The sequence below is a fragment of the Pseudomonadota bacterium genome, assembly GCA_016719885.1.
In the GTDB taxonomy this organism is placed as follows: domain Bacteria; phylum Pseudomonadota; class Gammaproteobacteria.
This window is the reverse complement of record JADJYF010000021.1, coordinates 57688-71423: the sequence shown is the minus strand read 5'-3', so window position 1 is coordinate 71423 and position 13736 is coordinate 57688. Positions and strand designations below refer to the sequence as shown.

16 protein-coding genes are annotated in these 13736 nt (G+C 65.2%); 8 read left to right on the top strand and 8 right to left on the bottom strand.

Annotated elements, in window-relative coordinates:
* Positions 1 to 48 precede the first annotated feature (48 nt).
* The 3 genes from IPM80_20190 to IPM80_20180 are packed head-to-tail and all read right to left on the bottom strand — an operon-like array spanning position 49 to position 847.
* The gene (locus tag IPM80_20190) at positions 49 to 240 is read right to left on the bottom strand and encodes a hypothetical protein (protein ID MBK8960673.1); all 192 of its coding nucleotides are present in this window, start codon (positions 238 to 240) and stop codon (positions 49 to 51) included.
* Positions 241 to 268: 28 nt separating this feature from the next.
* Positions 269 to 583, bottom strand: a complete 315-nt coding sequence (locus IPM80_20185) for a 2Fe-2S iron-sulfur cluster binding domain-containing protein (protein ID MBK8960672.1) — start codon at positions 581 to 583, stop codon at positions 269 to 271.
* A gap of 15 nt (positions 584 to 598) precedes the next feature.
* Complete coding sequence (locus IPM80_20180) at positions 599 to 847, bottom strand: hypothetical protein (GenBank protein MBK8960671.1); 249 nt, start codon at positions 845 to 847, stop codon at positions 599 to 601.
* 291 nt (positions 848 to 1138) lie between these two features.
* On the opposite strand from IPM80_20180, the gene IPM80_20175 reads away from it, so the two are divergent.
* The 6 genes from IPM80_20175 (at position 1139) to IPM80_20150 (ending at position 6628) form a co-directional block, all read left to right on the top strand.
* The gene (locus tag IPM80_20175) at positions 1139 to 1906 is read left to right on the top strand and encodes an N-formylglutamate amidohydrolase (GenBank protein MBK8960670.1); all 768 of its coding nucleotides are present in this window, start codon (positions 1139 to 1141) and stop codon (positions 1904 to 1906) included.
* A gap of 183 nt (positions 1907 to 2089) precedes the next feature.
* A complete protein-coding gene (locus IPM80_20170) occupies positions 2090 to 2533 on the top strand; it encodes an S-adenosylmethionine decarboxylase (GenBank protein ID MBK8960669.1) in 444 nt (147 codons plus the stop codon).
* A gap of 2 nt (positions 2534 to 2535) precedes the next feature.
* Complete coding sequence (gene speE / locus IPM80_20165) at positions 2536 to 3402, top strand: polyamine aminopropyltransferase (GenBank protein MBK8960668.1); 867 nt, start codon at positions 2536 to 2538, stop codon at positions 3400 to 3402.
* Positions 3399 to 3809: an adenosylmethionine decarboxylase gene (speD, locus tag IPM80_20160; protein ID MBK8960667.1), complete on the top strand. Its 411-nt coding sequence runs from the start codon at positions 3399 to 3401 to the stop codon at positions 3807 to 3809. Before speE ends, speD begins: the two co-directional genes overlap by 4 nt.
* 93 nt (positions 3810 to 3902) lie before the next feature.
* Positions 3903 to 4775, top strand: a complete 873-nt coding sequence (gene ttcA, locus IPM80_20155) for a tRNA 2-thiocytidine(32) synthetase TtcA (GenBank protein ID MBK8960666.1) — start codon at positions 3903 to 3905, stop codon at positions 4773 to 4775.
* Positions 4776 to 4807: 32 nt separating this feature from the next.
* Positions 4808 to 6628 (top strand): ABC transporter ATP-binding protein, encoded by a 1821-nt coding sequence (locus IPM80_20150; protein ID MBK8960665.1) that lies wholly within the window; start codon positions 4808 to 4810, stop codon positions 6626 to 6628.
* An 86-nt stretch (positions 6629 to 6714) separates the two neighbouring features.
* On the opposite strand, the gene IPM80_20145 is transcribed toward IPM80_20150, so the two are convergent.
* The 3 genes from IPM80_20145 to IPM80_20135 form a co-directional block, all read right to left on the bottom strand.
* On the bottom strand, positions 6715 to 6984 hold the full coding sequence (locus IPM80_20145) for a hypothetical protein (protein ID MBK8960664.1): 270 nt from the start codon (positions 6982 to 6984) through the stop codon (positions 6715 to 6717).
* 185 nt (positions 6985 to 7169) lie between these two features.
* On the bottom strand, positions 7170 to 9167 hold the full coding sequence (locus IPM80_20140; GenBank protein MBK8960663.1) for a UvrD-helicase domain-containing protein: 1998 nt from the start codon (positions 9165 to 9167) through the stop codon (positions 7170 to 7172).
* 140 nt (positions 9168 to 9307) lie between these two features.
* Positions 9308 to 9640, bottom strand: coding sequence for a hypothetical protein (locus tag IPM80_20135; protein ID MBK8960662.1), 333 nt, complete (start codon positions 9638 to 9640; stop codon positions 9308 to 9310).
* Between the two features lie 132 nt (positions 9641 to 9772).
* Between IPM80_20135 and IPM80_20130 the strand changes: the two genes are divergently transcribed.
* Together IPM80_20130 and IPM80_20125 are read left to right on the top strand one after the other, a co-directional pair.
* A complete protein-coding gene (locus IPM80_20130) occupies positions 9773 to 10288 on the top strand; it encodes an ATP-dependent zinc protease (GenBank protein MBK8960661.1) in 516 nt (171 codons plus the stop codon).
* A complete protein-coding gene (locus IPM80_20125; protein ID MBK8960660.1) occupies positions 10285 to 11481 on the top strand; it encodes a TraB/GumN family protein in 1197 nt (398 codons plus the stop codon). The genes IPM80_20130 and IPM80_20125 overlap by 4 nt, the downstream gene beginning before the upstream one ends.
* Here IPM80_20125 and IPM80_20120 read toward each other — a convergent pair.
* Together IPM80_20120 and IPM80_20115 are read right to left on the bottom strand one after the other, a co-directional pair.
* Positions 11459 to 12790 (bottom strand): hypothetical protein, encoded by a 1332-nt coding sequence (locus IPM80_20120; protein ID MBK8960659.1) that lies wholly within the window; start codon positions 12788 to 12790, stop codon positions 11459 to 11461. The genes IPM80_20125 and IPM80_20120 overlap by 23 nt on opposite strands.
* On the bottom strand, positions 12787 to 13707 hold the full coding sequence (locus tag IPM80_20115) for an ABC transporter ATP-binding protein (GenBank protein ID MBK8960658.1): 921 nt from the start codon (positions 13705 to 13707) through the stop codon (positions 12787 to 12789). Before IPM80_20115 ends, IPM80_20120 begins: the two co-directional genes overlap by 4 nt.
* Positions 13708 to 13736: the final 29 nt, after the last annotated feature.

The window sequence follows — 13736 nt, the reverse complement described above, 5'->3', positions numbered from 1 at the left end:
GGGCTGCCCATGGGTTGGGTACAAGCCTGCGCGGGACGGTACCGACGATTAGCCGCGCCGCCTTCCGACGGCGGGGCCGCGCAATTTGAAGCGTTGGATTTTAGCGGTCGCGGTGTTGGGCCGCGCGGGCAGGAATTCGATCCGGCGCGAGTACTTGTAGTGCACGAATCGGGCGCGCACGGACTGCTTCAAGGTATCGGCCACGGTGGCGTCGCCGCTGGCATCGGCGTCCAGCACCACGCAGGCGGCGGGCTCGATGAGGCCCTCGTCAGAACTCGGGCGCGAGCGTCAGCCTGAGCCCATCGAGCGTGTTCTCGTAGTCGACCTGGCAGGCGAGGCGCGAGGTCGGCAGGAAATGGCCGGTGTCCTCGACCATCACCTGTTCGGCCTCGCCGCGCGGCTTCAAACGCGCGGCCCATTGTTCTTCCACGTAGATATGACAGGTCGAGCAGATGCACTGCCCGCTGCAGATCGCCTCGACCGGCAGATTCGCGTCGCGCAGGATCTCCATCAATGTGACACCGCGACGGGCGGGCAGCGCATGCAGCTCGCCCTCGCGGTCGGTAGCGTAGACAGTGCCCATGGCTTGCATGCGGGGTTACGGAAAATCGAGGTGCGGATTATTGATGCCGAGGCGCGGCGGTGCAATCCAGCGCGCGCAACGGCCGGTCTCCGTGACCTGTAACACCGAGGCCTGCACCTCGTGGTCATCCGCCAGGCGTGACTCGGGATAACGGCCCTTCAAGACTTGTGTGAAGTAATGGGCCGTGTTGGTCCAGATTCCAGAGCCGAACAGGTCCTCCGACAGGTTGACGTGGAAGTGCATGTATTCATGAATGGTCGGCATCGGTGCCGCGCAGGCGCAAGTGCTCAGTACTGACGCAGGGCAGCGGCGAGGGCGTCATCGGCGCTCAATTCACTACGCAAAATAGTGCGCAAATAACGCTGGCGGAACCTGCAAAATAATGCATATAGCAGGCGGCGGGCAAGCTCGGATTTCACTGCCGGGGATGGCGCACGTGTGCCGGGCGGTCGCCCCATGCGCGCGTGTGGCCGAGCCGCTGGCACGCCTCTATACTCGCCGCGCCCCGTGGCCGGAGATCGAGCGACACATGACCCTCAGCGAGCGCGGCCCGGCATGAACTCCCTGCTGGCCGCTGACGAACCCCGTCCCGTCATCCACGAGCGCGCGCAAGCCGCTTCACCGTTCTTCCTCACCTGCGACCACGCCGGCCACCTCCTGCCGCGCAGTCTCGGCGACCTCGGTCTATCCGCGCCGGACAGGCAGCGCCATATCGCATGGGACATCGGCGCGCTGGGCGTGACGCGCGAACTGTCGCGCCTGCTCGACGCCGAGCTCGTCGCGCAGTGCTATTCGCGACTCGTCATCGATTGCAACCGCCCGCGCGACAGCGCGGAGCTCTGCGCCGAGCGCAGCGAAGCGACCGAAGTGCCGGGCAATCGTGCTCTCGGCGCCGCCGCGCGCGAGGCTCGCCTGCGCGAGATCTACACGCCCTACCACGACACCATCCGCGCGCGGCTCGACGCGCGCGCCGCCGAAGGGCGCGACACCATCTACGTCGCCGTGCACAGCTTCACGCCGGTCTACCTCGGTCGCGCGCGCGCCTGGCAGATAGGCGTGCTGTCGGCTGACAGCGATCGGCGACTTGCCACGCCGGTGCTCGATTTCCTGCGCACACACGGCGATTTCTGCGTGGGAGACAACGAGCCTTATCGCATCGACGACAAGGACCAAGGCATTCCCGCGCATGCGCTTGCGCGCGGCCTGTTGAACGTGCTGTTCGAAGTGCGGCAGGACCTCATCACGCAGGACAGCGCGCAGCGCGCATGGGGACAGCGCCTCGCGGCCTGTCTCAAGCACGCACGCACGATGCTCAATAATTGAGCAGCGACAGTTCAGGGGGAAAAAATTGTTCATCTTCTTGCATTATTCTTCGCAGGCCTTAAAGTCGCGTCTCCGTGTGTGACTGGCGGCGTAATTCGAGCTTTTAGGAGGTGAACCAAGCCGTTTCATGACCTCGGCCTGGTCCGGTGGCGTCAAGCCCGGACCGACTGGGCGTAGAGCTTCGTGCCCTACGGAACTTGCTACCTTACTGGGTGGGGGTTTTATGCGATGTCTGAACATCAGCCAATCTGGGGTCAACACCTCATTCTCGACTTAGCGGGCTGCCCGCGCGACCGCCTCATCGACGCAGACAACCTGCGTGCCTGGGTGAAGGAACTGGTCGATGCCATCAAGATGAAAGCCTACGGCGAGCCGCAGCTCGAACATTTCGCGACGCATTCATTCGATGCCGCGGGATACACGCTGTTGCAGCTGATCGAGACATCCAACATCTGCGCGCATTTCGCGGAGAATCTCGGCCAGGTCTACATCGACATTTTCTCTTGCAAGACGTTTGACAACGAAGATGCCGTCAAGGTGTGCCGCAAGTACTTCGAGCCCGAAGTCATAGAGCAGCACATGCTTGAACGTGGCCGCTTCCCAGCCTCGCTGAAAAAGGCGAGCTGAGGGTGGCGGGGCAGTTCGTCGAAAGCCTGTACCCCGGTCAGGCTTTCCAGGGCTTTCATTTCGATGAAATCCTGTATCAGACGCAAACGCCTTTCCAGTCGATAGCCATCTACCGCGCGCCCGTGCTCGGGCGCGTGTTGGTGCTCGACGGGATCGTTCAAACCACCGAAGCCGACGAGTTCATCTACCACGAGATGCTGGTGCATGTGCCGCTGATGGCGGTACCGGCGCCGCGCAAGGTGATGATCGTGGGTGGCGGTGACGGCGGTTGCCTGCGTGAGGCGCTCAAGCACCCTGTGGAACATGTCGATCTCGTCGAGATCGACATCAAGGTGATCGAGTCATCGCGTGAGCACCTGCCGACCCTGAACGACAACGGCCGTGCCTTCGACGATCCGCGCGTGAGCGTGGTGGTCGAGGATGCGTTCAAGTACATGAAGGAACATCGCGGCGAATACGACGCCATCATCGTCGATTCGACCGACCCGGTAGGCATGGCCGAGGCCTTGTACTCGGACGAGTTCTATCGCCTGTGTCGTGACTCGCTGTCACCGCAGGGTGCGTTGAGCGCGCAGGACGGTGTGGTGTTCTTTCAGCGTGACGAAGCGGCCCGTTCGGTCGCGGCGCTGCGCAACCTGGGGCTGCACGCAGGCGTTTACCTGGCTGCGGTGCCAACCTACTACGGCGGCAACATGACGTTGGGGATCGCTGGCCGGCACGCGGATGTGCTGAAACCGGATCTCGAGAAGTTGCGCCAGCGTTTCAAGGCCCTGACGGGCGAGACGCGGCACTATTCGCCGGAAGTGCACGCGGCCAGTTTCGTGCTGCCGCGCTGGATCAACGAGTTGGTGGAAGGGAGCAAGTCATGAGCAATCATCCGGATCATTTCAAGACCGACGGGCGTGGCACGCATTACGCGGGCGACCATCTGCTGGTCGAGATGTGGGATGCCACCCATCTTGCGGATGCGGCCTTCATCGAACGCTCGTTGGAAAAGGCGGCGCGCGCGGCGGGCGCCACGGTGCTCTACTCCTACTACCACCCGTTTGGTGAAGGTATGGGCGTGAGCGGCGTGACGATCCTGGCGGAGAGCCACATCAGCATCCACACCTGGCCGGAGCGTGGCTACGCCGCCATCGACGTGTTCATGTGTGGCGATTGCGATCCGCAAACCACCTTGCCGATCCTTAAGGAAGCGTTCCTGGCCGGTCGCATCGAGAGCAGCCAGTTCAAGCGCGGCGTGGTCGCGCCTGAAGCCTTTCAAAGCGTCGCCTGACGCCGTGCTTGACCCCGTCGCGCGCCAGCGCGCGACGGCGGTCGATTGCCAAGCGTCGGTCGGCACCCTGAGTACCTGTCCGCGAGCATTGGCATGAGTGTCACAGATCCCCGCAAGACCCGGCACGAGGCAGGCATCCTGCAGCAGCGTCTGCGCCGCCACGTTGGGCGCGCCATCGCCGACTTCAACATGATTGAAGAGGGCGACCGCGTGATGGTGTGCCTGTCGGGCGGCAAGGATTCCTACACCTTGCTCGACATCCTGCAGCGCCTGCGCGAGCGCGCGCCCATCAATTTCGAGCTGGTCGCGGTGCATCTCGACCAGAAGCAGCCCGGCTACCCGCCGGAAATCATGGCCGGCTACCTGCGTGAACTCGGCATCGAGCATCACATCGTCGAGCAGGACACCTACAGCGTGGTCAAGCGCGTGGTGCCGGACGGCAACACGATGTGCGGCCTGTGTTCGCGCCTGCGACGCGGCATTCTCTACACCTTCGCCGCCGAGCATGGCATGACCAAGATTGCCCTCGGGCATCACCGCGACGACATCGTCGAAACGCTGTTTCTCAACATGTTCTTCGGCTCCAAGTTGAAGGCCATGCCGCCCAAGCTCTTGAGCGACGACGGCAAGCACGTGGTGATCCGGCCACTGGCCTATTGCGCCGAGGACGACATCGCGCGCCATGCCGAAGCGCGCGGCTTTCCCATCATTCCCTGCAACCTGTGCGGCAGCCAGGAGCATCTGCAGCGGGTCAAGATCAAGGCCATGCTGGCCGCCTGGGACCGCGAGCACCCGGGGCGCGTCGAGAATATCTTCCGCAGCCTGCAGGCCGTGGTGCCTTCCCACCTGGCCGATCCGGCGCTGTTCGATTTCCGCGCGCTGGGCGCCGACGCAATCGACGGCGTGCCCGATGCCCGCGCCTGGTTCATGAACGACGCCAACACCGCCGTCGGCGAAACAGGCTAGCCGCGATGCGTCGCCGCAGGGCGGCGCGTATCATGGGCCGTAGTCCCGCGCCGGCCATCCCCGTGACGAACGAACCGAGGCACTACACCTGGCACTACGTGCTGGCGCTGTTTGCCGAGCACAAACGCGCCATCATCGGCGCCAACCTGGTGGCGGCGCTGGCCGCGCTGCTGGCGGTGCCGGTGCCCTTGCTCGTGCCCCTGCTGGTCGACGAAGTGCTGCTCGGTCGCGGCGGGCCGGTGGTGACCGCGGTCGATGCCGTGCTGCCGCCGGACTGGCGCGGGGCTAGCGCTTACATCTTGGTGGTGACGCTCGCCACCATCGTGTTGCGCGCCATGAGCCTGGCCTTGCAGGTGTGGCAGAGCCGCAGCTTCTCGCTGATCGCCAAGGATCTCATCTTCCGCATACGACGCGAACTGCTCGAACGCCTGCGCCATGTTTCGATGGCCGAGTACGAGGTGCTGGGCGCGAGCACCGTCGCCACGCACCTGGTGGTCGATCTCAACACCATTGACGAGTTCACCGGCGTCACCCTGAGCCAGCTCGTGATCGCGGTGCTGACCCTGGTCGGCGGCGCGGCGGTGTTGTTGTGGATGCACTGGCAGCTCGGCTTGCTGATCCTGTTGCTCAACCCGGCGGCGGTGTACTTCACCATGCGCATCAGTCGCCGCGTGAAGGAACTCAAGCGTCGCGAGAACAGCGCGCTGCAGGTGTTCCAGGAATCGCTGGCTGAAACCCTGGACGCCATTCAGCAGATGCGCATCGCCAATCGCGAAGGGCACTATCTCGGGCGCGTCATCGAACGCGCCCGCGACATTCGCCAGCATGCCGCCTCCTATGCCTGGAAGAGCGACGCCGCCGGCCGTTTTTCCTTCGCGGTGTTCCTGGTCAGCATCGACGTGTTCCGCGCACTGGCGATGCTGCTGGTGGTGTTCTCGGATCTCAGTCTCGGTCGCATGATCGCGGTGTTCAGCTACCTGTGGTTCCTGGTCGGCCCGATAGAGACGGTGCTCAACCTGCAATACGCGTTGCAGGCCGCCAACGCCGCGCTCGAGCGCGTGAACCGGGTGTGGCGCCTGGCGCGCGAGCCGGATTTTCCGACGCGCCACAATCCGTTTCGCGAGCGCGCGGCGGTCAGCGTCGAATTGGACGAGGTCTCGTTCCGTTACGGCGACGGGCCCTTGGTGCTCGATGGCCTGTCGCTCAAGGTCGAGGCCGGTGAACAGGTGGCCATCGTCGGCGCCAGCGGCGGCGGCAAATCAACCTTGGTGCAGGTGTTGCTCGGACTGTATGCGCCGAGCGCCGGGCGCGTGCTCTACGACGGCATCGCGCTCGACGACATAGGCTTCGCGCCGGTACGCGAGCACGTTGGCGTGGTCCTGCAACATCCGGCGATGCTGCACGCCAGCGTGCGCGAAAACCTGACCCTGGGACGCGACGCCGACGATGCCAGGCTGTGGCATCTGCTCGCCATCGCGCAGCTCGACCACACGGTCGCCGCCCTGCCGCAGGGCCTCGATACGGTGATTGGCCGCACCGGCATCCGTTTGTCGGGTGGCCAGCGGCAGCGCCTCGCCATCGCCCGCATGCTGCTCACCGATCCCTACGTGGTGATCCTTGACGAGGCGACGTCGGCGCTGGACGTGGTGACGGAGTTTCGCCTGCACGAGGCCTTGCACCGGCAGCTGGCGGGACGCACCCTGATCATCATCGCCCACCGCCTGAGCGCGGTGCGCCGCGCGTCGCGCGTGTTCGTGATGGAGGATGGCAAGGTGGTCGAGCAAGGCAACCATGACCAGCTGCTTGCGCAACAGGGTTTGTACGCGCGGCTGTACGGACGCGCCCAGATCTGACACGCCCGCAAAAAAAAGCCCGCTTCGAGAGCGGGCAGTAGCCACGTAGAGAAGGGAACTACGTTTGGGAGCGGCGACCGCGCCTATCAGGCGCCGCGCGCGGGGCGGTCGAATTCCTTCAACAGCAATTCAATCTGGGTGAGATGCGCGCGGTAGAGCTTGGTCAGGCCGGTGAAGTCCGCCGGGTCGAGGTCGCGCAGGTCTTCGAGTTTGCCGCGATACAGCGCGCGGTCGTCCAGCAACTGCTGCCGGCGCGCCGCGATCTCGGTGGCATAGCCTTCGATCAGGCGGCGGGTGGCCGGCGCGGAGCTGGAGCCGGGCGGCAGTGACGAGATGACTTTCTGATGGTTGCGCATGGACGTTCTCACTCTATGGCTGGCTTAGAGCAGGATGCGTGCCAGCAGCGCGGCGGTTCGGCATGCGCTGACTTAAGTCACTGTTTTGACGGGAGTGCGCCCAGACGGGCCCAAGCCGCGCCGCGATGCCAGAGCCGACTTCGCGCATCGCCTTGTCTCCTGTCGGCGACAAGGCGGCGGCGCGATCAGGTTTTCAGCATGCGCTTCAGGCTGTCGAGGGTGCCGCGCCCGGCGACCTTGTTGGCGCCGACATCCATCGGTACGCCGTCCCACGCCAATTCGTCCTGGGGCAACTCCGCCAGGAAACGGCTGGGTTCGACGGTCTCGGTCTGTCCAAAGCGTTTGCGCGAGCGGCAAAAGCTCAAGGACAAGGTGCGCTGCGCACGGGTGATGCCGACGTATGCCAGCCGTCGCTCTTCCTCGATGGTGTCGAGCGCGATCGAATTGCGATGCGGCAAGAGATTTTCCTCGAAGCCGGCAAGGTACACGTGCGGATATTCGAGGCCCTTGGCGGCGTGCAGGGTGGTCAGCACCACGGCGTCGGCGTCGGTGTCGTCTTCCTTGCGATCGGCAATGTCGAACAAGGTCAGGGCCGCGACCACGTCGGCCGTGGTGCGCGACTCCTCCGCCTCGTGGATGCGCTTTATCCACTTGGCGAGCTCGGCGACGTTGTTGCGCTTGCGCTCGGCATCGGTCGGTGTCTCGGCGGTCTGCTCCAGCCAGTCGTCATAGCCGACATCCGCCAACAACTGCGCGAAGGCGTCGGGCGGCGCGCTCTCGCCGTGCAGACGTTGAAACTCGTTGAGCCATTCGATGAAGGCGCGCGTGCGCTTCAAGGTCTGCGGCGACACGCGCGTGGCGAACTCGGCGTCCAGCGCGGCGTCCGCGAGCGTGCCGTTGCCGTTGGCCGCCACCTCCACAAGAATCTTGACCGTGGCCGGACCGATGGCACGACGCGGCGTGTTGATGACGCGTAACAGGGCGTTGTTGTCGCTGGGGTTGGCCAGCAGGCGCAGGTAGCACACGCAGTCCTTGATCTCGGTGAAATCGAAAAAGGACCGGCCGCCCGACACCACGTAGGGAATGGCGCGCTCGCGAAACGCGTGTTCGAACAGGCGCGCCTGGTGATTGCTGCGCATGAGCACGGCGAAGTCCCCATAGCGCAGCGAGTGCACCAGGCGGCGGTGCAGGATGTCATTGGCCAGCCATTCCACCTCGTCGTGTTCGCTGGCGCGACTGACGACGCGTATCTTGTCGCCGAAACCGTGATCGCACCACAGCGTCTTCGGATAGATGTGCGGGTTGTTGGCGATGAGGCTGTTGGCGGCCTTGAGGATGATGCCGCTGCAGCGGTAGTTCTGTTCGAGCTTGACGACCTTGAGCGCGGGAAAGTCGCTGGCGAGCTGCACCATGTTCTCGGGCCGCGCGCCGCGCCACGCGTAGATCGACTGATCATCGTCGCCCACCACCGTCAGTCGCTCGTGTCCGCCGGCCAGCAGGCGCACCAGTTCGTACTGCGAGAGGTTGGTGTCCTGGTATTCGTCAACCAGCAGGTAGTCGATTTGACCGCGCCAGCGTTCGAGCACGGACGCATCGCTCTGCAGCAGCCCGACCGGCGCGATGATGAGGTCATCGAAGTCGACCGCGTTGAAGGCGCGCAAGGCCTCGCAATAGGGGCCATAGCAACGCAGGGCGAGCTTCTGCGCCGGCGTGAAGTCGCTGTTCACCACTTTATCGGGGGGAATGAGCGCGTATTTCCAGCCGGAAATGTGGTTCTGGATCTCGTAGACGGAAATGTCGCTGCCGGGCTGATCGCGGCGCATGAGATCGGCCAGCAGATTGGCGCAATCGCCGGAGTCCAAAATGGAAAAGCCGGGGCGATAGCCGAGCGACTTGCATTCCGCGCGCATGATGCGCAGGCCCAGCGTGTGAAACGTGGAGATCCACGGGCCCTTGGCCTTGCGCGGCAAGAGGGTGCTCACCCGTTCGCGCATCTCGCGCGCGGCCTTGTTGGTGAACGTGATCGCCGCGATGCGCTCTGGCGGCACCTCGCGCTGCTTGATGAGATATTCAATCTTGTGCGCGATGACGCGGGTCTTGCCGCTGCCGGCGCCGGCCAACACCAGCAGCGGGCCGTCGATGTGGCGCACGGCCTCTCGTTGTCTCTGATTGAGCTTGTTCAAGCTGAAGCTTTCTTGTTTGCGCGCCGGGCGAGGAGCGCGCGGGCCGCGCCGGATTCTAAGTCAAGGCGCGTGCTCGCGCACCGCCTTGACTTTGCCGGCGCTCTTGGGAATCAGCGCTCGCGCGCCTTGGGGCGCGCGCCTTACTCGACTTCGGTTTCGCGCATGGCCGCCGCGTCGAGTGCCAGATGGGCGCGGAAGTGGCGGTCGAAATAGCGCTGGAACGCGTCGCCCTCGGCGCGACGCACACGCGGCCGCGCATGTTGCTGCGTGGGCGTGGCGAGGTCGCGGCCGACAATGGCGGGGGCGTCCGGGGCGCCGCCAGGGGCGGCATCGAGTTGCATCATGACCGGCAGTGGCGTGCGGCCGAAGTCGGGACTGGTGCCAGGATCGATGCCGCCGTTGTAGGCCCACGCAGCTCCGCACGGAGCGGCGCCGAGTGCGGCGCTGACGATGAACAATGTGAATCTACGCATGAGCGGTCCTCCCGTGTGCGTTGCCGCAGGCTAGGCGCGCGGCGGTGAATCATTACTGAACCTGGCGCGTCGCGACGGCGCGCGGAACGCGCTTACAATTGCGGGCATGTGCAGATTCGTGAGTGCCGGTGCATGGCGCAGTCGCTGACCAGGGCCCTGGCGGGCGCGCTGCTGTGCGTGGCGCTGGGCGCGGCGGGCGGATTCGCCGTCGGCCACTACCACGCCAATCGCGATACCCTGCCGGCGGTGGTGCCGGTCACCATCGATGAATCGGGCCAGGTGTTCCAGGCGCGGCTCGATACCGGTGCGGTGGTGTCGTCCATCAACGCTCATGAACTCAAAGTGCTGGACAGCGATGGGCCGCCGTCGGGCCGGGATACCGGCAAGATGATCAGTTTCGTGTTGATCAACGAGCGTGGCGAGCGCCATCCACTGGTCGCGAAGATTGCCCAGGTGCGCGGCATACGCAGCGCCGATTGTCGCGAAGTGCGCTACCACGTTTATCTCACCGTTAAGTTTCGCGGCAACAGTTACCGCGTGTTGACCAATCTCAATGACCGCAGCAACGCCGGCGACATGCTCCTGCTCGGCCGCAACTGGTTGCGTAACGGATTTGCCGTGGCCGCGGTCGGAGCACCGGAAATATGAGTTCAGAGGACGCGGTCCAGCCGCATGTGGATATCGAGATCGGCGCTTGCACCGTGCGCCTGCTCGGCACCGCGCACGTGTCGCGCGCCAGCGCCGAGGCCGTCGCGCGCGAAATCGACAGCGGTCACTACGATGAAATCGCCATCGAGCTGTGCGCCAACCGCCATCGCGGCATGGTCGACCCCGACACGCTCGAACGCATGGATTTGTTCGAAGTGATTCGTGGCGGCAAGGTGCCGATGATCACCGCCATGCTGGCGATGTCCGCTTTCCAGCAGCGCATCGCCGAACAGTTTGGCATCGAGCCCGGCGCCGAAATGCGCGCTGCAATCGACGGCGCGCGCGGGCGCGACCTCAAGCTGCATCTCATCGATCGCGATATCGGCACCACGCTGCGCCGTATCTATCGCAACGTCCCGTGGTACAAGCGCATGTACCTGTTCTCGGGGTTGTTCGCCAGCATCGTCGTCGACGACGAGATCCCCGAGGAGGAAATCGAAGCGCTCAAGGAAGGCGACCTGCTGGAAAGCACCTTCGCGCAGTTCGCTGACAGCGCCCACCAGATCTACCAACCGCTGATAGACGAGCGCGATCAATACATGGCCGCGCACCTGCTCGACATTGCCGACAGCGGCGCCCGACGCGTGCTGGCGGTGGTTGGCGCCGGCCACTTGAAAGGCATACGGCGCTACCTCGAACAAGGCATGAGCGAACGCGCGACGCGGCTCGCGGCGCTGGACACGGTGCCAGCGGGCGCGAGCTGGGTGAAACACATCCCCACGCTGCTGGTGCTGCTGTTCGCGGCGGGCTTCGTGGTGGGATTCATGCGCAGCCCGGCGCTCGGCTGGTCGTTGGTCCTGCAATGGATCTGCATCACCGGCGGCCTCGCCGCGCTGGGCGCGCTGGTGGCGGGGGGCCATGTGCTGACCATCATCAGCGCCTTTCTCGGCGCGCCGCTCACCACGCTGCATCCGGCCATCGGCATCGGCATGGTGACGGCGCCGGTCGAGGCCTGGATCCGCAAACCCACCGTGGCTGATTTTCGCAAGCTGCGCAAGGACACCGCCACCGTATCAGGCTGGCGACACAACCGCGTGGCGCGCACCTTCCTGGTGTTCTTCCTCAGTTCGCTGGGCGCTGCCAGCGGCACCTATATTGCCGGCTTCCGCATCATCCAGCAGGTGTTTCATTGAGCCTTGCCTGCAGGCCGCGGTAGGCGCGCAGCGCCAGGAACCCCACCACCGCGCAGTGCAGTGCAAGGATGGCGATGGCCACCAGCGGTGCACGGAAGAACGGCGGCAGGAACAGTGGCACCAAGGACGCGAGACCGACTTGCGGCAGCAGGGCCGGCAGCAGGCCGTCCACGATGGCAATGTAGATGAGGGCCGTGGCTTCCGGCCGGCCGCCACGCAGGCGCATGCCGAAATAGCTCAGAAGCAGCACATCGCGCAGCATCATCAAGGCGCCGGCCAGCGCCACCGGGCCGAGATTGTCGAGGCGCTGATTGGTGAGTTCGGGCGCCGCGCCGATCATCGCCGCCAGCAGGCCCAGGGCCAGGGCGAACACCGCCGATACCGGCCACAAGGGCAGCTCCTGGAGAGCGCGGCAATACTGCCGCGCGACGATGGCGCGCTCGGCGCGCCGCATCTGGATGAAGTCGCTCGGATAGGCGAACGCCGCGACGTAGCTCTGTACCACGGCCGTCACGCACAGTGTCGCGCACAGACAGCGCAACAAGGCCAGCGAGGGCTCGGGCGCGATGCCGGCAAAGCCGCAAGCATAGACGCCCGCGAAGACGGTGAACGCCAGCCACGCGTCCGGACGGGTCGCGATCTTGAGCTCCATGCTCATGGCGCGGGTCGCGCCCCATACCGCCCACGCCGCGAACAGCACGGCCGACACCGTGGCGAAGGGCAGGCGCTTGATGGGCGTTTCGAACCACAGCAGCGTGGCCTCGGGATCGATGAGGTTCATGACGTTGGGCAGCAGAAATACCAACAGCCCGACCACCAGCAGGTTGGCGAAGCGCGATTGCAGACCGCTGCCGCGATGCAGTCCGACCAGCGCGCCAATCAGTGACAAGCCTTGCGCAAGTATCGCCACCGCGATCACCAGGACAGTCACCACCACGCCGTTGCGCGCATCGCCGCCGCTGCTGCTGCCAATGAACACCAGCAGGCAACACAGGCCCGCGTACCAGGACATCGCCGTGGCGCCGAGCAGCTTGCCCCAGGTCATGAGCCAAGGTGAAAGCGCGCACATGCGTTGGATGTCCCAGGTGCGTGCGCGCGCCTCGTCGAGCACGCTGTTGGCGGCCTGGCGTGAGCCCCACACCATGGTCGTCACCAGGAAGGCGGTCATGGCCAGCTTGTTGAGGCCGACGCCGGTCGGGTCGGTGGCGTGTACCAGCGCCGCCGCCGCGAACACCACGGCCGGGATCAGCAGCAGTTTGTGCGGCGTCACCTCGAGCCACAGGTTGCGCAACAGTTCGGGATTCGTCATGCCCGCGGGCCGCGCGCCAGGGAGTTGATGTAGGACTGCTGCAGGTCTTCGGCGACGGCGGCGAAATGGCTGACCCGTGCGCCGGTGGCAAGCAGCGCCGCGAGCAGCGCCGCGCGTTGTTCTTCATCGCCCTGCATGGCGAAGCGCACGGTGTGGCCGTCGACCGAGACATCGCTGACCGCCGCGTGGCCGGCAAGAAAGGCGCTCAAGGCCGAAGCATCGTCGAGTGTGCGCAGCTCCATGGGGGTGGCGATCGCGAGCGATTGCGCGAGGGCTCGATGTTCGACCAGTTGCCCGCCGCGCAGGATCAGCATGTGCGTCGAATAAGCTTCGAGTTCCGCCAGGATGTGCGACGACACCAGCAAGGTCATGCCGCGGCGGCGCAGGGTGACGAACAATTCTCCGAGCGCGTAGCGGGCCTCGGGGTCGAGGCCGGAAGCCGGTTCGTCGAGCAGCACCACCGTCGGCCCGTGGATGATGGCCTGGGCTATTGCCACCCGTTGGCGCAGGCCGCGCGACAACTCGCCGGTCGGCTGTTCGAGTCGATCATGGAGACCGAGCTCGGCCGCCGTGTCTTCGACCGTGTGCTCGAGGTCGCGCGCCGCGAGACCGTTGGCGGCGCCGACGTAGCGCAGGCACTGGCGTACCGTGAGTCGGTCGTACAGCCCGAAGAAGTCCGACAGGTAGCCGAGATGGCGATGACTGCGGCGCGGCTCCTCGACGACGTCGATGTCATTGACCCGAATCGAGCCGCTGAGCGGACGTTCCATGCCGGCCAGGCAGCGCAGCAGCGTGGTCTTGCCCGCGCCGTTGGGGCCGACCAAGGCGGTGATGGTGCCACGCGCGATTTGGAAGCTGACGTCCCACAGCGCACGCAGCCCGGGATATTCGTAGCTGAGCCCGCGAACTTCGATCATGGTCCGCGCAGCGTGCCGGCGTGCTGGTA

Bases quoted from the DNA above. Each gene is read 5' to 3' on its own strand.
- IPM80_20135 (MBK8960662.1), bottom strand. From the start codon at position 9,640: ATGCGTAGATTCACATTGTTCATCGTCAGCGCCGCACTCGGCGCCGCT.
- IPM80_20115 (MBK8960658.1), bottom strand. From the start codon at position 13,707: ATGATCGAAGTTCGCGGGCTCAGCTACGAATATCCCGGGCTGCGTGCG.
- ttcA (MBK8960666.1), top strand. From the start codon at position 3,903: ATGAGTGTCACAGATCCCCGCAAGACCCGGCACGAGGCAGGCATCCTG.
- speD (MBK8960667.1), top strand. From the start codon at position 3,399: ATGAGCAATCATCCGGATCATTTCAAGACCGACGGGCGTGGCACGCAT.
- IPM80_20130 (MBK8960661.1), top strand. From the start codon at position 9,773: ATGGCGCAGTCGCTGACCAGGGCCCTGGCGGGCGCGCTGCTGTGCGTG.
- IPM80_20180 (MBK8960671.1), bottom strand. From the start codon at position 847: ATGCCGACCATTCATGAATACATGCACTTCCACGTCAACCTGTCGGAG.
- IPM80_20150 (MBK8960665.1), top strand. From the start codon at position 4,808: ATGGGCCGTAGTCCCGCGCCGGCCATCCCCGTGACGAACGAACCGAGG.
- IPM80_20125 (MBK8960660.1), top strand. From the start codon at position 10,285: ATGAGTTCAGAGGACGCGGTCCAGCCGCATGTGGATATCGAGATCGGC.
- IPM80_20175 (MBK8960670.1), top strand. From the start codon at position 1,139: ATGAACTCCCTGCTGGCCGCTGACGAACCCCGTCCCGTCATCCACGAG.
- IPM80_20185 (MBK8960672.1), bottom strand. From the start codon at position 583: ATGGGCACTGTCTACGCTACCGACCGCGAGGGCGAGCTGCATGCGCTG.
- IPM80_20145 (MBK8960664.1), bottom strand. From the start codon at position 6,984: ATGCGCAACCATCAGAAAGTCATCTCGTCACTGCCGCCCGGCTCCAGC.
- IPM80_20120 (MBK8960659.1), bottom strand. From the start codon at position 12,790: ATGACGAATCCCGAACTGTTGCGCAACCTGTGGCTCGAGGTGACGCCG.